The organism is Dongia sp. P2_B8 (assembly GCF_056404715.1).
The window spans coordinates 173,340-191,728 of the sequence record NZ_JBFUDM010000006.1 but is presented as its reverse complement, the minus strand read 5'-3'; the positions used below and the strand labels follow the sequence as shown (position 1 = coordinate 191,728).

The window sequence follows — 18,389 nt, the reverse complement described above, 5'->3', positions numbered from 1 at the left end:
ATACCCAGCGCATTGCGCTGGGTCATCTTCGCCTAATCAATCCCCGGAATCTCCAGGGTGGGCAAATACAGGTGGGCTTAGATATAGGCCCGGCTTGGCCCCCTTGCCAAGCGGGCAAAGTCACTCGCCGCGACGGGGTTATTTGGGAGGTTGTTTGGCAGTTTGCAACGCATTCATGACAGTGTCGCTGGACAGCAATTCCGGCAACAGGATGCCACCCGGTGCGCCCGGGCCATAGACCACGTTCATCGGAATGCCGAATCGGCCAAAGCTGGCGAGATAGGCGCTGATGGCCGGGTCCGGCTGCGTCCAGTCAGCGACCATCGCCTCCGTGCCGCCCAAGGCCGTTGCGACCGGTTCGCGGGTCAGGACGAATTCCTTGTTGGCCTTGCAGGTCAGGCACCATTCCGCGGTCACATCGACGAACACGACTTTGCCCTTGGCGACGAGGCCGGGAATGGCGTCGGCATCGAATTTCTGCCACGCAACATTGTCGGACTTTCGTGACAGAGCCGCGATGCCGGTCTGCCCCAGGAGTCCGGTCTGCTGCACCAGGATGAAGACCAGCCACAGGCCAGTGGCGGCCAGGGAAAGTCCCAGCAATGTTTTCAGCCACTGCATCCAGCGGCCAGGACGCGGCAGCCAGGTCACCAATTGCGGCGCCAATGCCACGAGGAGATAGGGGAGTGCAAGGCCCACACCCAGTGTCAGGAAGATGATGGCGATCTCCAGCGGACCGCGCGACAGTGCGAACCCGACGGCCGTTCCCACGAACGGCGCCGAACAGGGTGTTGCCAGAATGGTTGCCAGAATGCCGCCAAGGAAGGCGCCCAGCAGGGGCTGCTTTACTTCGTGACGGTCGGTGAGATTGCCGAGCGGGCCTGCCACGGCCGGTATCGGAATTTGGAACCAGCCCCAGACGTTGGCGGCAAAGCCCAGGCACAGCAAGGCAAGAGCGCCGAGGAAGAGCGGATGCTGGAACTGGATACCCCAACCGATACTCTGCCCACTGGCCTGGATGCCGATCAGAATCAGTGCCAATGCCGCAAAGGCAAAGACGATGCCACCGGCGCTGGCGAGGAAGCCGAGGCGCACGGTGCGCTGAGCCGCCCCAGCATGCTCCAGCACATTGGTCAGCTTCAGGATCAGCACTGGCAGCACGCAGGGCATGATGTTGAGGATGAGGCCGCCGAGCAAGGCTACCAGCAGCATCGGCCACAAATGCTGCGCACCTTCCGCGGCCATCACGCTCGCGGCGCCGCTCGCGATGAACTTGGCCGGTACGACATGCTGTTCCAGCGCGCGCTGTCCATCGAACAAGGTGATGGTGAGGTCGCTGGTGGCGGGATCCGGGCCGTTGGGGTCCGGGTCGATCGGAATCGTGAATTGGGCGCCGAAGCTATTGTCGATCATCTTGACTTGCGGCTTGTTGAAATAGAGGCCATTCGGCCCCTCGATGATGGCATCTGGACGGGCAAGGGCCGTGCCGCTCGAGCGCAACGTCACATGCAGCACATTGTTGGCGGCATGCACCTCGCCCAGGGTGAAGCGCGCGCGGGCGCCGTCATCGGGCACCAGTGCCAGATAGCGGCTGATGCTGGCGGCATCAGGGCTGACCTCGGCCGCCCCTGCCGGCAGATCGAGTGTCAGATCATGTTCATAGGGAATGCACACCTGCTCGCACACCAGATAGCGGAGATGCGCGCGAAGGCTGATCGGCTGTCCCGGCACCTGTGGCGTCACGGTGAGCGGATACACCACTTCTTCGTCATAGCCGAAGGTCTGCAGGCCAAAGAGCTCGAAGCGGTGCGGTACCGGGAAGGCCAACTCGGCGCTGGCCACATTCTGCGATCCGGCAATATCGACGGTGGGTGCAAAGCCCGCATCGCCGGGGCTCCGCCAGTAGGTCTTCCAACCGGATTGTAGGGTCATGGCAACGCCAAGCGGCAATTGCTTCAGCGTGCCCACGGCGGTCACGGCCGAGACGAGCTTGACCATGGTCTGGTCGGTGCTGGCGGAATCGGCCGCCTTCGTCGGCAGCGGCAGGGCGGCGACCAGCACAATCGATGCCGCCAGACCGATCCAGCGACGCCTAATATTCTGGCGGCCCACCGTCTGACGGCCGGGATTTTCTCGCCAAGATGTGATGCGGACCAAAGGATTCACTATTTGCCAACTTTCCTTGCCGATTATACCCTTGAACGATACGCGCTGGCCCCTGTCCTTGTTTCATCGGCCACGCGTCATTTTGCCGCCGAAACCGGATGCGTGCCATGAATAAAGGGCTTTTACATCAGGGATTTATGACGGGGCAACTGCTCGTCGCGATGCCGCAGATGCGCGACGCCCGCTTTACCCGGACCGTGATCTATTTGTGCGCCCATACCAGCGACGGCGCCATGGGCCTGATTCTCAACCGCTTGGTGGGGGCGCTCAGTTTTCCGGATCTTTTGCACCAGCTTGGCATAGACTCGGTGCAGGATGCCGAACATATCCGCATCCGTTCCGGCGGACCGGTCGAAACCGGCCGTGGCTTCGTGCTGCACTCGGCCGACTATCTGGAAGATGCCACCTTGAAAGTGGGCAGCGGAGTCGGCCTCACCGCGACACTCGACATCCTCCGCGACATCGCTGCTGGCGCCGGCCCACGCCGCTCGGTCCTGGCGCTAGGCTATGCCGGCTGGGGCCCGGGACAATTGGATGCCGAGATGCAAGCCAACGCCTGGCTCAATGTGCCAGCCGACGAAGAGCTGATCTTCGATGACGACCTCAACGAAAAATGGGAACGCTGCATCGGCAAGCTCGGCGTCAACCTTACGGCACTTTCGGGTGATATCGGCCACGCGTAAGCGACCAGCTCAGTCGTCATCCTGCGCGGACCATGACGAGCTATAAATCGACTCTCGTCTTTCTCTTTTCATAATCCTCCGCCAGCAATTGGTGGCAGATATGGTCGCGCCAATCGCCATTGATCTTGAGATAAGCGGGGGCAAGGCCGATCTCGCGGAAGCCGCAGCGTTGCAGCAAGCGGCGGCTGGGCGTGTTTTCGGGAATGCAAGCGGCGTCGATGCGGTGAAGGCCGAGGCCCGGCGACGCGCCGTCTTCGGGGGCAAAGGCATGGGGCAGCAGCACGTCCAGGGCCGCGCGCATCAGCCCATTGCCGGCATAGGGTGCGCCCATCCAATAGCCGAGATTGCAGGCCTGGGCAGAGAGGCGCCGCACATTGTTGAGGTTGACCCCGCCCAGCAGCTGGCCCTTTGGGATATCGTCGCGGCCAGTGGCAAAGATGTGGAAGGAATAGCCCTGATCCGAGTTCCATTCCCGCGCCACGCGGTCGACCCGGGCGTGGAACGTGCTGCGCGCCAAGGCCCGGTCACCCCAGAGCGGTTCCCAGGGTTCGAGGAAGGTGCGGCTTTCCGCGCGCAAGGCCGCCCAGACCTTGAAATCCGCCATCAAAGGCGGGCGCAGAAACACCGATTTACCGAGCAATACCGGCGGCAAGGGCCGATAGGTCGGTTCGAAGAGAAACATGCGAAACCCTCGCCAGCGCGTACTTTCCGGGCGTCACGAACAGACGCCTGAAACCCCGCTCAAGCCTGCAGGCGCGCGCGCAAAGATGCAAGATCCATGACGTGATCGACCGGCCCCATGGTGGTGAGGGTCGGCGTCGATTTGAGAAGGCGTTCCGCCACGCGGGCAAGATCCGCCACCGTCACGGCATCGACCTTGGCGACGATCTCGGCCGGGGTCAGTACGCGGTCATGGACAAGCAATTGCGCTGCCAGATGTTCGCAACGGGCAGAGGTTTTTTCCCGGGCCATCAGGATGCCTGCTTTGAGCTGCGCTGCTGCGCGGCGCAGCTCCTCGTGGCTGATGTCATGCGGCAGCTTCAAGAGCTCATCGCACACGATCGGCAGCAATTCCTTGGCCTCCGTCTCGCCGGTGCCGGCATAGATGCCAAAGAGGCCGGCATCGTTCCAGGCGCTGGCAAAACTGTGGATGCCATAGACCAGTCCGCGTTTCTCACGCACTTCCTGGAACAGGCGCGAGGACATGCCGCCGCCGAACAATTGCGACAGCACAGCGCTGGCATAATAATCAGGATCGTGAATGCCGATGCCCTCGAAGCCCAGCAGGATATGCGCCTGTTCGAGATCGCGTGGGAATCGCGTCTCGCCGCCCTGGTAGCGCGCCGGCTCAACGATGGCGGCATTGCCGCGCGGCAGATTGTCGAAGGCTTTGACGGCCATGTCGACGAGCCGTGCATGCTCCAGCTGGCCAGCTGCCGCCAGCACCATGTTGCCGGGACGATAGCGGCTGGTCTGATAGCGTGCGATGGCGTCGGCCTTGAGATCTTCGATGATCTCGGCGCGGCCCAGGACCGGGCGGCCCATGCTTTGGTCCGGAAAGGCCGCTTCCTGGAAGTAGTCGAACACGATGTCGTCCGGCGTGTCCTCGGCCTGGCCGATCTCCTGGAGGATGACGCCACGCTCGCGCTCCAGCTCGGCAGCGTCATAGGTCGAATACTGCAAGATGTCGGCAATAATGTCGACGGCAAGCGGCAGATCGCCGGACAGCACCTTGGCGTAATAGGCGGTTTGCTCGCGGCCGGTATAGGCATTGAGGACGCCGCCCACATTCTCGATCTCGACAGCGATGTCGCGGGCCGAGCGGCGCTTTGTGCCTTTGAACGCCATATGTTCGAGCAGGTGCGAAACGCCGTTCTCCGCCGCCTCTTCATGGCGTGTGCCGATGCCGACCCAGACACCGAGCGAGACGGTCTCGACGGACGCCATGCGGTCGGTGGCGATGCGGAATCCATTGTCCAGCGTCGTAATCTCGACGCTGGCCTCCGTCTCTTTGCCGGTGATCATATCCACGAAGTCAGAACCTATTATCTGTTATGCCCAAGCCTGGTATGGGCCAGCACATAGTCTTGCACCTTATTGAGGTCGTTGGGTAGCTCCGAAAGCCGCTCCTTGCGGGAGAGCAGATCGGCAAGATGCGCCGGCAGGGTCGGGCGGATGCCGGTAGCCTTTTCGACCGCGTCGGGGAATTTCGCCGGATGCGCGGTAGCAAGCGCGATGGTCGGCGTGCGGCCGGCCTTCTGGCCTTTGCGCTGTTCCAACGCCGCCGCGATGCCGATCGCTGAGTGCGGATCGACCAGCATGCCGGTTCTTTTGTAGATGTCGCGCATGGCAGACAGTGTCTCGCGGTCATCAAGGCGATGCGCCTTGAAGGTTTTGGCAAGCTTCGGCCAGCCTTTCTTGGGTGCTTCAAAACGGCCGCTCTCGCGGAACGCATTCATGGCGGCACCGAGCTTGTCGCCCTTGCGGTCGAAGAGATCGAACAGCAGCCGCTCAAGATTGCTGGAAACCTGGATGTCCATGGAGGGAGAGAGCGAGGGCGTGACCTTGCTCATCTTCATCTCACCCGAGGTGAAGAAGCGGGTCAGGATGTCGTTGCGGTTCGAGCCCACGATCAGCTGATCGATGGGCAGGCCCATGGACCGTGCCGCATAACCGGCGAACACATTGCCGAAATTGCCCGATGGCACCGCAAAGTTGACGGCCCGGCCTGGCGCACTCAAGGCCAGGGCGCCGGTCACGTAATAGACGATCTGCGCCATCACGCGCGCCCAGTTGATCGAATTCACCGCCGCCATGTTGACGCGGTCGCGGAACCTCGGATCGTTGAACATCGCCTTGACCATGTCCTGGCAATCGTCGAACGATCCGTCGATCGCGATGTTATAGACGTTGCCTGCATCGATCGTGGTCATCTGCCGCCGCTGTACTTCGGAAACGCGGCCCTTCGGATGCAGGATGAAGATGTCGATCGACTGGCGGTCCTTGCAGGCTTCGAGGGCTGCCGATCCGGTGTCGCCGGAGGTGGCGCCGACCACGGTGATGCGTTCGCCGCGCGCCTTGAGGACCATGTCATAAAGCTGCCCCAGCAATTGCAGCGCCACATCCTTGAAGGCCAGGGTCGGGCCATGAAACAATTCCATCAGCCACAGGCTCTCGTCGATCTGCACAAGGGGGGCCACGGCCTGGTGGCGGAACGTGCCATAGGCTGCTTTGATCGCCTGGTCGAGTTGTGCCGGCTTCAGGCTGTTGCCGACGAACGGCTTCATCACGGCGGCAGCTACTTCGGCATAGGGCCGGCCCGCCAGCTTCTGGAACTGTCCGGCGCTCCATTGCGGCCAGGCATCCGGCACGTAAAGGCCGCCATCGCGGGCAAGGCCGGTGAGCAGCGCGGCTTCAAAATCGAGCTTGGGCGCCTGACCGCGGGTGCTGATGTAACGCAAGGGGACCTCGTCTGGATGCGGGACGGAAATGCGCCTCAAATTACGGGGCTTGCGCAGTCATGACAAGCAATGCCGATCCCCTTTAGCGGGCGGGCGGCTTGCGAAATTGTCATGGTTAAGTGACGGAAGACGGCGAAAACCGGCCCCGGAGCCTAGCCCCGGGAGCTAACCGTTGGCCCGGATGGCACTGGCTCCAATCTCCTGCAATCGGGATTCGGGCAGGATCAGGGTCACAGTCGTGCCAGCCCCATATTCGCTTTCAATGGTGACTGTCCCGCCATGCATCTGGGCCAGCTTCTGCGAGATGGCAAGGCCGAGGCCCGTTCCTTCGCGCTTGTGGTGGAAGTCGGCGCCGGAGCCCTGGAAGAAAGGCTCGAAAATGCGCGCCAGTGTATCCGGCGACATGCCGATGCCCCGATCGATGACAGCAACGGAAATGCCGCCCTCGCCACCAATGGCGTCGCTTTCCAGCCGCCGGACCCGAACGCTGACCAGCCCCTGCGGCTTGCTGAATTTGACGGCGTTGGAGATGAGGTTGATGAGGATCTGACGGATGGCGCGCTGGTCCGCCATCAGCCCCAACCCGGTCACCGGATTGTCGACCTCGATCTTGACATTGTATTTGGCGGCTTCCGGGTCGTTGAGGCGCACGGACCCTGCCACCAGGGGAACAAGGTCACCCAATTCTTCGCTGAGCTCGAATCGCCCCGCCTCGATCTTGGACATATCCAGGATATCGTTGATGAGGTGGAGGAGATGCTGGCCGGAACTGGCGATATGGCTGATATATTCGCGTTGCCGCGGACTGAGGCTGCCAAAGGCTTCTGCGTTCAGCACTTCGGCAAAACCGATGATCGAGTTCATCGGCGTGCGCAGTTCATGGCTCATGGTGGCGAGGAAGCTCGACTTGGCGCGGTTGGCCGCCTCGGCATGGTCGCGCGCTTCCTTCAGTTCGCGTTCGCGCTCAGCCAGCGCCAGCTCGCGGCTTTTCAGCACGGTGACATCGGTCATCATGCCTCGGAGTTCCAGCGACCCGTCGACCTTGCGGTCGATACGGAACAGATCGCGGATCCAGACTGTCGACCCGTCGCGGTGAATGAAGCGGTATTCCCACTCGTAATCCTGCTCCAGCTTCAAATCGCGGGCGGTGATCTGTTCCATGCGCACCCGGTCATCTGGCTGCATGAAGCTGAACCAGGCCTTGGGCTTCTGCCAGTCTTCGGCGGTATAGCCGGTCATCGCCTCGATGCGGTCGCTGATGAAGCTGTAGGTGATGAATTCGGGTCCGGGCATGGCATAGGGGGCGACCTTGGTATTGTCGATCAGGATGCGCAACCGTGACTCGTTTTCAGCAATGCGGTCCTGCTGCCGGTCATGCTCGGCCCGGGCAATCGCCACGGCCATCAATCCCAGCTCACACGCCAGCACGAAGATGATCAGGGCCGGCAGTTCGCGTTCGCTGGCGACGTCATGGAACAAGGTGGCACCATGGCTGGCGCCCACGGTCATGATCAGCGTGAAAGCAAGGGCGGCCAACGTCGACCCGCGGCGCCCATAGAGCGTCAGCGCATAGAAGGCCAACGGCAGGGCCAGGATGCTGATGAAGACCAATTCACCGATGAAGGCGGTGGGCGGCCAGAAATTCAGCCACAGGAACAAGAGGACGATGAAAGCGACCCAGCGAAGTTCAGCTGCATGCGGGCGCCGCGCCTGCGACTGCGTGACCCAGACCAGGGTGAAGGGCACGCTGGCCAGCAACGCGACCGCATTGGCGGCCAGCATGATGATCCAGGCGGGCAGCAAACCGCTGGCCGGGATGGCGCCTGCAGCATAGAAAACCAGCAATGCCAGGCCAAACAGCAGCGCCGGTGCAACCAGGCAAGCGAGGACGACCAGGCGCCACAGATCGGCCTGGCGGCGGAACCGCAAATCGATGGGCAGCATGTAATGTCGGGCGCCGGCAACGGCCACCGCGCCAACGACATCGCCGCTGGCACCCAGCAAGGCATCGCTCCAATTTTCATGGACGAAGATGCGTACCAGGATGGCGAGCAGCGCCATGGCGGGCAGATAGCGCCGTCCCAGCAGCAGCAGGGGGCCAAGCAGGAAGGCAGGCGCGCCCCACAACATCGGCACCGCGTCTGGCCACCAATTGGCGATATCCAGGGCAACCCGATAGGCGCAGGCAGCGCCGATCAGCGCCAGCAGCGCCGCATAGGGACGCTGCGCCGGATCGACCACTTGCCACGACTTACTGTTGCGAATGTTCATTCAGCCCCGCTTTGGGCCATGCTGCCAAGGGCGGGCGGACGACTCAAGTGATTAAGTCATTTGTCCTACAGCGCACAGGTGTAGGTGCGCTTTTTGCCCTGATTTGATCGCGGACAGTCGGGAAATTAACCCGAAAATGCTGCAAATCACGTCAAATCGTGATTTTGGCCCAGATACCGGCGCTCCAGATGCTGGCGGAAGATTCCGGCATTGAGCGGCTGCCCGGTGGCGGCCTTAACGATTTCCGGTGTGGTGAGACTCGAGCCGCGGCCATGGACATGGGTCCGCAGCCAGCCGATCAGCGGGGCAAAATCGCCTTTTTCGATGGCCGCCGGAATGCCCGGCTCGTCGCGCAACGCAGCGGCGAAGAATTGCGCCGCCGTCATGGCACCGAGGCTGTAGCAGGGGAAATAGCCGAACAGGCCATCGAACCAGTGGATGTCCTGCAGGCATCCGTCGCGGTCATTGATAACGGTGAGGCCAAGGAGCTGCTTCATGCCGTCATTCCAGGCACCGGGCAGGTCGCCCAAAGTCAGATCGCCGGCAATCAGCGCCTGCTCCAGCCGATAGCGCAGGATGACATGGGCGGGATAGGTCACCTCGTCGGCGGAAACGCGGATGAAGCCCGGCTCGACGCGGGTGTAGAAACGCGCAAGATTCTCCGGCGCGAAGGCCGCTTCATTGCCGGGATAGGTATCCTTGAGAAGCGGCGACAGGAAGCGGCAGAAGGCCGGGCTGCGTGCCGCCTGCATCTCGATGATCAGCGACTGGCTTTCGTGAAGCGCCATGCCGCGGGCCTGGCCGACCGGCTGCCGGCGCCAGGCCACGGGCAGGCCGCGCTCATACATGGCGTGCCCGGTCTCGTGCACCACACCCATCATGGCATCAGCGAACTGGTCTTCGTTATAGCGGGTGGTGATGCGCACATCGTCCGGCGTACCGCCACAGAAGGGGTGCAGCGATGTGTCCAGGCGGCCATGGTTGAAATCGAAGCCGATGGTCGCCATCAGCTTTTCGCCAAGCGCCTTCTGCGAGGCGATGCTGAACGGCCCCAGTGGGGCGACAGCGGCGCCGCGCCGCGCCTGATGTTCCAGCACGCGGCCCAGGAATTCCGGCAGGAAGGCTGCATATTCATCAAACACCGGCGTGATGTCGGCAGCGCGGGCGCCCGGCTCGAACTCATCCATCAGCGCATCATAGGGGCTGATGGACAGTTTCTCGGCCTTGGCCTTGGCGCTTTCGCGGAAGAGATCCAGCACCACCTGCAGCTTCGGTTGCACCAAGGCGAAATCGCCCTTGGGCCGCGCCTCGCGCCAGGTCTTTTCGCAGGCGGCGCGGGCGCGCGTGATGGCCTCGACGAGATCGGGGCGCAAGGCGGTCGCATGCACATAGATGCGCTTCATCTCATGAAGATTGGCGCGCTGCCAATCGTCGAGGCCGGTGTCGGTGGCCAGCGCCAGCAGGTCGGCGGTTTCGGCGGACGTCAGCATTTCATGGGCAATGACGTTGAGTGTTGCCAACTGCTCGGCGCGGGATTCATGACCGCCTTCCGGCATCACCGCCGCCATGTCCCAATGCAGCATGCCGGCTGCTTCATTGAGCGCACCCATGCGGGCAAAGCGCTGTTCCAACTGGCCATAGGCGTTGGAACTCATGATGGCTGGTCCTCTTTAGGCAAGTTGGTCGGCTGGGGCCCGCTGGCGGCTGGCCCATTGGCGGCTGGCCCATTGGCGGCTGGATTGAGGTGGTACATCACATAGATGACGAGGAGTGCCACCGCCAATGCCGCCCAGGTGATGGCATAGCTCAGATGATCGTTGGGCAGGTTGATGCGTGTCTGGCCGCCGATCGGAAAGCCGCCCGGGATATCGGCTTTCACCGCATCGAGATAGAGATCGGTCCGCAGCGGCAGGCCGCTCGCCACCGCCATTTCCGCCGGCGACAGATAGAACCAGCGGTTCTTGACCGGTTCGTTGGGCGGCTGGAACCAGCTTTGTTTTTGCGGCTGGCGAATGATGGCATCGAAGGTGACGGCGCCGGCCAATTGCCCCTCGGCGCGGCGGGTGGGATCCTTGCGGTCATCCGGGACCCAGCCGCGATTGACCAGGACGGCGCTCTTGCCGTCATCGACCAGCAGCGGGGTGACGATCCAATAGCCGACATTGCCGTTTTGCGACCGTGCCGCCATGTAGAATTCATGGGCATGGTCAAAATGCCCATGCAGCGTCACGCGGCGGAAATCGACCGCCTCGATCTCGCTGCCCAATGCCGGCAGGTCGATGGGCGCCGCGTTGGTGCGCTCCACCCGTTCATTGATCAGTCCCTCTTTCCAATAGAGCCGCTGCACCTGCCAGACGGACAAGGCGATCATGAAGATCACCGCGGGAACGGTGAAAACGGTCGGCCAGAATTTGGGCTTAAAAGTCAGTTTCATCTCAACTATTCGATCAGATGTTCAGTCGGCGTCGCCGACTCTATGTTCACTGGCTTGGTGATGGAACTGGAGGGCGATGAGAACGCCCTTCATCGGCCGCAGCAGGCCGATGGCCCCACCCACCACCACCGGCGGCCATAGCAGGATATGGACCCAGATAGGCGGTTCCCAAGCGAATTCCGTCCAGATCGCCAGAGGTGCGACGATCGCCCCCAGGATCATGATGATGAAGACGGCCGGGCCGTCGCCGCTGTCGGCGGCCTTGAGGTCGCAGCCGCATTGACTGCAGGTATCGTTGATGGCCAGCAGGCCACGAAAAAGCCTGCCGCGTCCGCAGCGCGGACAACGGCAGGCCAATCCGGTCAGGATAGGCGAGGGAAGGGTCAAAACCGCTCCCTCACCGGATAATCGGCGTTTCCGCCTTAACCATGGTACGGGCCGGGACCCGAACCCCAGATGTAGACCCAGGCGAACAGGAACAGCCACACCACGTCGACGAAGTGCCAGTACCAGGCGGCGGCTTCAAAGCCGAAATGATGGTCCGGCGTAAAGTCGCCTTTGATCCCACGGAACAGGCAGACCAGCAGGAAAATGGTGCCAACGATCACGTGGAAGCCGTGGAAGCCGGTCGCCATGTAGAAGGTCGACGAGTAGATGCCGTCCTTGAAGGCGAACGGTGCGTGGATGTACTCGAACGCCTGGAAGCTGGTGAAGATCAGGCCGAGCAACACGGTGAGGGCCAGGCCCTGGATGAAGCTCTTGCGGTCGCCTTCGCGCAGCGCATGGTGCGCCCAGGTGACGGTGCAGCCCGAGAGCAGCAGGATCATCGTGTTGAGGAGCGGAATGGCGAGGGGATCCAGCACCAGGACGCCCTTGGGCGGCCACACGCCACCGATCGCTTCCTTGGGGAACAGCGAGGAATCGAAGAAGGCCCAGAAGAAGGCGACGAAGAACATGACTTCGGAGGCGATGAAGAGAGCCATGCCGTAGCGCAGGCCGATCTGTACGACCGGGGTGTGCGCCATATCGACCTGAGCCTCCCGGACCACGTCGCGCCACCAGAAGAAGGCGGTGGCCAGCAGCAAGATGATGCCTGGTGTCACGGCGAGGCCAAAGCTGGCCTTCTCGTGCATGTAGAGCACCATGCCCATGAAGAACACGCCGCCGGCGATGGCGCCGACCAACGGCCACGGGCTGGGATTGACCAGGTGATAGGGATGGTTTGGCTTATGTGCCGCGTCGCTCATGGCTTCAACTCTCTCTTTCACAACGGTCGATCACCCCGGGCTTTCCCCCGATCGACCGGTTCCAACGATAATCTACTTAACTGCCGCCGCCTTGGCCAGCTTCCGCCGGCTTGATTCCTGCGCTGCCGTCACCCACAACCTGACCGGCGGCGGGGTCGTTTGCCACCTGGAAAAAGGTATAGGCCAGGGTCACATCGCGCAATTTGCTCAAATAGGGATCCTGCTCCAGCTTCGGGTCCAGGAAAAAGACCACCGGCATCTCGACCCGCTCATGGGGCTTCAGCACCTGCTTATCGAAGCAGAAGCACTGCACCTTGACGAAATATTCGCCGAACACGTCGGGCGAGACATTGAAGGTGGCTGATCCCGTGATGGTGCGGTCGGTCGGGTTCTCGGCGATGAACAGCGCCTTGTAGGTGACGCCCGTGCGCACCTCCATCTTCGGCACTTCCGGACGGAAATGCCACGGCATGCCCTGGCCGAGATCGGTATTGAACGTCACCGTCATGATGCGGTTGCCGACCGCGCTGTCATTCTCTGCCGCCCGTAGCGGTGTCCCGCCGAAGCCGGTCGCCTTGCAGAACAAATCGTAAAGCGGCACCGAGGCGTAGGCGAGGCCGATCATGCCGGCCACCAGGCCGATCAGGATCATCATCAGATTGCGGTTGCGCTGGTTGAGGGAGCGTTGCGCCATCAGGCACCCCCCATCTTGACGACGGAAATCACGAAGACCAGCACCACGAACAGCAGCAGGGCCCCGGCCAGCGCCCAGTTGCGTTGGCGAAGGCGCTTGGCGCGTTCAGCGTTGATCTGGCTTTGCTGGCTCATCTCAGAGGACCCCGCCGAAGCGCACCAGCAGGCCGGGCGCGCGATCGATCATCAGCACGGCGAAATGCAGGAACAGATACAAAAGCGAAAAGCCGAACATGCGCTTCGGCCAGACCATGTCTTCCGACCGCAGGACCCGCCAGGCGTAATAGATGAAACCGGCATTGAGGGCCATTGACACCGCGCCGTAGATCCAGCCGGCAACGCCGAGATAGACCGGCGCCAGCGCGATGAGCGGCAGGGTGAGGGTATAGACCAGCATCTGGCGCTTGGTCGATTGCAGGCCGGCCACGACCGGCATCATCGGCACACCGGCCTTGGTGTAGTCGGGGTTGCGCCACAGAGCCAGCGCCCAGAAATGCGGTGGTGTCCACATGAAGATCAGCATGAACAAGGCGACCGATGCCCAGTCGATGCTGCCGGTCACGGCCGCCCAGCCGATCATCGGCGGAAAGGCGCCGGCAGCACCACCGATGACGATGTTCTGCGGCGTGCGGCGCTTCAGCCACATCGTATAGACGACGACATAAAAGAAGATGGTGAAGGCAAGGAGGCCGGCTGCCACCAGATTGACCGCAAGGCCCATCACCATCACCGCAAAGACGGAGAGGGTGAGGCCGAAGGCCAGCGCCTGGCGCGGCTCGACATAACCTTTCGGGATCGGGCGTTCGCAGGTCCGGCTCATGACGCTGTCGATGTCGCCGTCATACCACATGTTCATGGCGCCAGAGGCACCGGCGGCCACCGCGATGCACAGCACCGCCACCGCGCCAATGAGCGGATGGATATGTCCGGGTGCCACGTAAAGACCGGCGAATCCCGAGAACACCACCAGCGACATCACGCGGGGTTTCAGCAGAGCCCAGAAATCGCCAACCCGGGCGCCGGCCGCAATCATGTCGGCAGCGTTCGGGACGTCGGTCTCAAGCGGTATATCGAGCGCGTTTCGACGCACTTTATCCATTCCAGAAGTAGTGGGGCGGGGGAGATATCTCCCCCCCCCGGGTCGGGTCTTAGTGGTGCTTGGCCGGTTCAATCACCGGCAGGTCTTCAAACGTGTGGAACGGCGGCGGCGAGGGCAGTGTCCATTCCAGGGTCGTGGCGCCCACGCCCCAGGGATTGGCAGCGGCCCGCTTGCCGGCGAAGACGGAATAGAGCGCCATCACCACGAAGAACAGGGTCGAGCCGAACGAGATGAACGAGCCGATCGACGAGACGTAGTTCCACAGCGCATAGGCATCCGGATAGTCCGGATAGCGGCGCGGCATGCCGGCCAAGCCCAGGAAATGCTGCGGGAAGAAGGTCAGGTTCACACCGATGAAGGTCGTGATGAAGTGGATCCAGCCCGCCCATTCCGGATGCTCGCGACCGGTGATCTTGCTGATCCAGTAGTAATAGGCGCCGAAGATCGAGAACACGGCACCCAGGCTCAGCACATAGTGGAAGTGGGCGACCACGTAATAGGTGTCGTGCAGGCTCTGGTCGAGACCGCCATTGGCCAGCACCACGCCGGTGACGCCACCCACGGTGAACAGGAAGATGAAGCCGAACGCCCAGGCCATCGGCACCTTGAAGTCGATCGAGCCGCCCCACATCGTGGCGATCCAGCTGAAGATCTTCACACCGGTCGGCACTGCGATGACCATCGTCGCTGCGGTGAAATAGGCGCGCGTGTCGACGTCGAGGCCGACCGTGTACATGTGATGCGCCCAGACGACGAAGCCAACGAAGCCGATCGCCACCATGGCGTAGGCCATGCCGAGATAGCCGAACACCGGCTTCTTCGAGAAGGTCGAGACGATCTGGCTGATGATGCCGAAGCCCGGGAGAATGAGAATGTAGACTTCCGGATGGCCGAAGAACCAGAACAGATGCTGGAACAGGATCGGATCGCCGCCCTGGTCGGGCTTGAAGAAGGCAGTGCCGAAATTGCGGTCGGTGAGCAGCATGGTGATCGCACCACCGAAGACCGGCAGCGAGAGCAGCAGCAGGAAGGCCGTGACCAGCACCGACCAGACGAACAGCGGCATCCGGTGCAGCGTCATGCCCGGGGCGCGCATGTTGAAGATGGTGGTGATGAAGTTGATGGCGCCCAGAATCGAGGAGGCGCCGGCAAGGTGCATCGAGAAGATGGCCATGTCGACTGCCATGCCCGGCTGGCCTTCGTCAGACAGCGGCGGATAGAGCGTCCAGCCGCCACCCACACCACCATCGACCATCGACGAGCCGAGGAGGAGGGCGAAGGAGGGAATGAGCAGCCAGAAGCTGATATTGTTCATGCGCGGGAAGGCCATATCGGGCGCGCCGATCATGAGCGGCACGAACCAGTTGCCGAAGCCGCCGATGAGCGCCGGCATGACCGTGAAGAAGATCATGATCAGCGCATGCGCGGTGATCACCATGTTCCAATGCTGGCCGTCGACGGCCGCATCGGTGCCGAAATACTGGATGCCCGGATGCATCAGCTCGGCGCGCATATAGACGGAGAAGGCACCGCCGATGAGGCCGGCGCAGATCGCGAAGATAAGGTACATCGTGCCGATGTCCTTATGGTTCGTCGAAAACAGATAGCGGCCGATACCGGTCGGGTGATGATCGTGATGTTCTTCGTGATGATGGGTGGTGCTGACGGGGCTCATGGCTCTTGTCCTAACTCGTATTCCTGGCTCGGATTAGCTATGTTTGTTCAATTGGCCGGCTGAGTGGCGGCCGGCGCTGCAACGGCGACATCTGTCGGATTGCTGCCCGGGACCGTAACCCCGTCTACCTTGGCAAATTTCTTCTGCGCTTCGGCGAGCCAGGCATCGAATTCCGCCTGCGGCACCGCACGCACCTTGATCGGCATGAACGCGTGGGCCGTGCCACACAGTTCCGAGCACTGGCCGTAATAGATGCCGGCCTTGTCGGCATCGACATTGAACCAGCTTTCGTTGACGCGGCCGGGGACCGCATCGTGCTTGATGCCGAAGCTGGGCACGGTCCAGGCATGGATGACGTCGGTCGAGGTGATCTGGATGCGGATGTTCTTGCCGACCGGGACCACGACTTCATTGTCGGTCTCAAGGAGGCGCAGCTGGCCGGGCTTCAACTCCGCCGTCGGGATCATGTTGGCGTCAAAGGTGAAGTTGCCGTTGTCCGGATATTCATATGACCAATACCATTGGTGCCCGATGGCGCGGATGGTGAGGTCGGTCTTGGGCAGGTCGAGCTGCTTGTAGAGCAGCTTGAAGCTGGGGATCGAGATGACGATCAAAATCAGGATCGGGATGACGGTCCAGGCGATCTCGAGGCCGGTATGGTGCGTGGTCTTCGACGGCACCGGGTTCTTCGAGGCGCGGTAGCGGTAGATGATCCACAGCAGCAGCAGCATCACGAAGACGGTGATGATCGTGATGATCGGCATCAGGATGTCATTGTGGAAGAAATGAATGTCCTCGGCGATCGAGGTTGCGGCCGGCTGCATGCCGATCTGGTCGGGTTGCGCGGCGCCAATCACCGCTTCTTGGGCCAGGGCCACGGCGCTGCTGCCGAGCAGCGCGGCGCCCACCAAACCCGTGGCGACGGTCAGCCCAGCCCAATTTTGGCCAGCCCAATTTTGCTTGGCCCAGCTTTGCTTAGCCCAGTCGTGCATGCGGTTCAGAAACATGTCGATCCCATCCGTTCTGGCTAGGGGATAGGACAAAAATCCTTATGCATGGATTTGGCCCCAACCGCCCTGGCATGATCAATCTCGCGACAGCCGACGCCCTACCTCGGTCACCTGCTGTCACGCATCCCCTAAAGATTTCGTGCCTCGGATTCCATGGCTGTATTCGCAGCGACGGAAATGGTCCGAAAGCAGGCTGAAACTACACGGGACCTTGCGTTAGCTCAAGCTTTGCTAAGGGCTTGGCGGGTAAAGCGCGCGCTCTGCGGACCCCAAACCAGCCGCAGAAACCGGTCACGGCAGGAAACCACAGCAATTATGCGGCAATGTGCCGCAAGAGAGACGGTTAATATTCGTTAACGAAGATGTGGGACTCGAAAGCCCACCCAAACTTCCGGTCCAAACTTCGGCCCAAACTTCGGACTGGCGCCGATTGTTTGCTGCGCCGCGCGCTGGTCAGGCATAATGGGGCCGGCATCTGAAAGGCGCGTGTTGAACCCTGTCGAGCGACGCCTTAGATTGAGTCGGAACTTTTGAGCAACGCCATGCAATATCGACCAAATTCTGGCAGCAGCCTGACCAGCGCCCAGCACCGGCCGGTGTTGAGCGAGCTCTCGGCGCGCTCTCGCGACATTTTCCGCACCATCGTCGAAGCCTATGTGGAAACTGGTGAACCGGTGGGTTCGCGGACTCTCTCGCGCCGGCTTGGCCAGCTCACGGGCGGACAATTGTCGCCGGCCACGATTCGCAACGTCATGGCGGACCTTGAGGAACTGGGCCTGCTGTTTGCCCCGCACACCTCTGCCGGCCGCCTGCCGACCGACCTGGGCCTGCGCCTTTTCGTCGATGGGTTGATGGAAACCGGTGGCTTGACCGAGGACGACCGCGCCTCGATCGACGTGCAATGCGCCGCCATCGGCCGCTCTCTGCCGGAAGTGTTGGACCAGGCGACACTGATGCTGTCCGGCCTGTCGCGTTGTGCCGGCATGGTGGTGGCGCCCAAGACCGACCGGCCCTTGAAGCATATCGAATTCGTGCACCTCGCCCCCGGCCGCGCTCTCGTGGTGATGGTAACCGAAGGCGGCATGGTGGAAAACCGCATCGTCGATGTGCCGCTGGGTCTCCCGTCCTCGGCCCTGGTCGAGGCCACCAACTATCTCACCACGCGCTTGGCTGGCCGGACGCTCGGCATGGGCCGCGACCAGATTCTGACGGAGCTTGAAACCGAGCGTGCTGCCCTCGACCAGCTGACCAAAACGGTGGTCGAAGCTGGCCTTGCCTCCTGGTCGAAGGAAGACAATAGCGGCGCCCTCATCGTGCGCGGCCAGGCGCATCTCCTCGACGACGTCACCGGAATCGGGGATCTGGAGCGCCTGCGCTCGCTTTTTGCCGCTCTTGAAACCAAGGAACAGCTGCTTAAATTGGTCGAAGCGGCCGAGGTGGCCGATGGCGTGCAGATCTATATCGGCGCCGAGAACGATCTTTTTGGCTTGGCTGGTTGTTCCGCGGTGATCTCGCCCTATCGCGACAGCCAGCGCCGGCTGATCGGGGCGATCGGGGTCATCGGCCCCAGCCGCATTAATTATGCGCGCATTATTCCCATGGTGGATTATACCGCCAAGGTCATCAGTCGGATTCTCGGCTGATCCACCA

The 18,389-nt window shown here is 62.0% G+C and carries 16 protein-coding genes; 2 read left to right on the top strand and 14 right to left on the bottom strand.

Features of this window, described 5'->3' with window-relative positions:
* Positions 1-138: 138 nt before the first annotated feature.
* A complete protein-coding gene (locus AC1DWZ_RS17645) occupies positions 139-2,166 on the bottom strand; it encodes a protein-disulfide reductase DsbD family protein (protein ID WP_477170241.1) in 2,028 nt (675 codons plus the stop codon).
* Between the two features lie 107 nt (positions 2,167-2,273).
* Between AC1DWZ_RS17645 and AC1DWZ_RS17640 the strand changes: the two genes are divergently transcribed.
* Positions 2,274-2,849, top strand: coding sequence for a YqgE/AlgH family protein (locus AC1DWZ_RS17640; protein ID WP_477170240.1), 576 nt, complete (start codon positions 2,274-2,276; stop codon positions 2,847-2,849).
* 40 nt (positions 2,850-2,889) lie between these two features.
* Here AC1DWZ_RS17640 and AC1DWZ_RS17635 read toward each other — a convergent pair whose 3' ends face one another.
* The 13 genes from AC1DWZ_RS17635 to coxB form a co-directional block, all read right to left on the bottom strand.
* Positions 2,890-3,531 (bottom strand): GNAT family N-acetyltransferase, encoded by a 642-nt coding sequence (locus AC1DWZ_RS17635; protein WP_477170239.1) that lies wholly within the window; start codon positions 3,529-3,531, stop codon positions 2,890-2,892.
* 59 nt (positions 3,532-3,590) lie between these two features.
* Positions 3,591-4,874: a M16 family metallopeptidase gene (locus AC1DWZ_RS17630; protein WP_477170414.1), complete on the bottom strand. Its 1,284-nt coding sequence runs from the start codon at positions 4,872-4,874 to the stop codon at positions 3,591-3,593.
* A 20-nt stretch (positions 4,875-4,894) separates the two neighbouring features.
* On the bottom strand, positions 4,895-6,310 hold the full coding sequence (thrC, locus tag AC1DWZ_RS17625) for a threonine synthase (protein WP_477170238.1): 1,416 nt from the start codon (positions 6,308-6,310) through the stop codon (positions 4,895-4,897).
* Positions 6,311-6,475: 165 nt separating this feature from the next.
* Positions 6,476-8,581 carry a sensor histidine kinase gene (locus tag AC1DWZ_RS17620; RefSeq protein WP_477170237.1) on the bottom strand — a complete coding sequence of 702 codons (2,106 nt, stop codon included), beginning with the start codon at positions 8,579-8,581 and terminating at the stop codon, positions 6,476-6,478.
* 146 nt (positions 8,582-8,727) lie between these two features.
* Positions 8,728-10,236, bottom strand: a complete 1,509-nt coding sequence (locus AC1DWZ_RS17615; protein ID WP_477170236.1) for a carboxypeptidase M32 — start codon at positions 10,234-10,236, stop codon at positions 8,728-8,730.
* Complete coding sequence (locus AC1DWZ_RS17610) at positions 10,233-11,015, bottom strand: SURF1 family protein (RefSeq protein ID WP_477170235.1); 783 nt, start codon at positions 11,013-11,015, stop codon at positions 10,233-10,235. Before AC1DWZ_RS17610 ends, AC1DWZ_RS17615 begins: the two co-directional genes overlap by 4 nt.
* A gap of 21 nt (positions 11,016-11,036) precedes the next feature.
* Entirely contained in the window at positions 11,037-11,402 is a 366-nt protein-coding gene (locus tag AC1DWZ_RS17605; RefSeq protein ID WP_477170234.1) for a DUF983 domain-containing protein, read from the bottom strand.
* A gap of 35 nt (positions 11,403-11,437) precedes the next feature.
* Positions 11,438-12,262 (bottom strand): cytochrome c oxidase subunit 3, encoded by an 825-nt coding sequence (locus AC1DWZ_RS17600; protein ID WP_477170233.1) that lies wholly within the window; start codon positions 12,260-12,262, stop codon positions 11,438-11,440.
* A gap of 76 nt (positions 12,263-12,338) precedes the next feature.
* A complete protein-coding gene (locus AC1DWZ_RS17595; protein WP_477170232.1) occupies positions 12,339-12,956 on the bottom strand; it encodes a cytochrome c oxidase assembly protein in 618 nt (205 codons plus the stop codon).
* Positions 12,956-13,090 (bottom strand): hypothetical protein, encoded by a 135-nt coding sequence (locus AC1DWZ_RS17590; protein ID WP_477170231.1) that lies wholly within the window; start codon positions 13,088-13,090, stop codon positions 12,956-12,958. Before AC1DWZ_RS17590 ends, AC1DWZ_RS17595 begins: the two co-directional genes overlap by 1 nt.
* A 1-nt stretch (position 13,091) precedes the next feature.
* Positions 13,092-14,045, bottom strand: a complete 954-nt coding sequence (gene cyoE, locus AC1DWZ_RS17585; protein ID WP_477170230.1) for a heme o synthase — start codon at positions 14,043-14,045, stop codon at positions 13,092-13,094.
* 58 nt (positions 14,046-14,103) lie between these two features.
* Positions 14,104-15,729 (bottom strand): cytochrome c oxidase subunit I, encoded by a 1,626-nt coding sequence (ctaD, locus tag AC1DWZ_RS17580; RefSeq protein ID WP_477170229.1) that lies wholly within the window; start codon positions 15,727-15,729, stop codon positions 14,104-14,106.
* 47 nt (positions 15,730-15,776) lie between these two features.
* Positions 15,777-16,736: a cytochrome c oxidase subunit II gene (gene coxB / locus AC1DWZ_RS17575; RefSeq protein WP_477170228.1), complete on the bottom strand. Its 960-nt coding sequence runs from the start codon at positions 16,734-16,736 to the stop codon at positions 15,777-15,779.
* Positions 16,737-17,281: 545 nt separating this feature from the next.
* Here coxB and hrcA point away from each other — a divergent pair.
* A complete protein-coding gene (gene hrcA / locus AC1DWZ_RS17570) occupies positions 17,282-18,382 on the top strand; it encodes a heat-inducible transcriptional repressor HrcA (protein ID WP_477170227.1) in 1,101 nt (366 codons plus the stop codon).
* Positions 18,383-18,389: the final 7 nt, after the last annotated feature.

Coding starts and splice junctions, on each gene's coding strand:
- AC1DWZ_RS17640 (WP_477170240.1), top strand. CDS start 2,274: ATGAATAAAGGGCTTTTACATCAGGGATTTATGACGGGGCAACTGCTC.
- hrcA (WP_477170227.1), top strand. CDS start 17,282: ATGCAATATCGACCAAATTCTGGCAGCAGCCTGACCAGCGCCCAGCAC.
- AC1DWZ_RS17620 (WP_477170237.1), bottom strand. CDS start 8,581: ATGAACATTCGCAACAGTAAGTCGTGGCAAGTGGTCGATCCGGCGCAG.
- AC1DWZ_RS17630 (WP_477170414.1), bottom strand. CDS start 4,874: ATGATCACCGGCAAAGAGACGGAGGCCAGCGTCGAGATTACGACGCTG.
- AC1DWZ_RS17595 (WP_477170232.1), bottom strand. CDS start 12,956: ATGGCGCAACGCTCCCTCAACCAGCGCAACCGCAATCTGATGATGATC.
- ctaD (WP_477170229.1), bottom strand. CDS start 15,729: ATGAGCCCCGTCAGCACCACCCATCATCACGAAGAACATCACGATCAT.
- coxB (WP_477170228.1), bottom strand. CDS start 16,736: ATGTTTCTGAACCGCATGCACGACTGGGCTAAGCAAAGCTGGGCCAAG.
- AC1DWZ_RS17590 (WP_477170231.1), bottom strand. CDS start 13,090: ATGAGCCAGCAAAGCCAGATCAACGCTGAACGCGCCAAGCGCCTTCGC.
- AC1DWZ_RS17610 (WP_477170235.1), bottom strand. CDS start 11,015: ATGAAACTGACTTTTAAGCCCAAATTCTGGCCGACCGTTTTCACCGTT.
- AC1DWZ_RS17600 (WP_477170233.1), bottom strand. CDS start 12,262: ATGAGCGACGCGGCACATAAGCCAAACCATCCCTATCACCTGGTCAAT.
- AC1DWZ_RS17615 (WP_477170236.1), bottom strand. CDS start 10,236: ATGAGTTCCAACGCCTATGGCCAGTTGGAACAGCGCTTTGCCCGCATG.
- AC1DWZ_RS17635 (WP_477170239.1), bottom strand. CDS start 3,531: ATGTTTCTCTTCGAACCGACCTATCGGCCCTTGCCGCCGGTATTGCTC.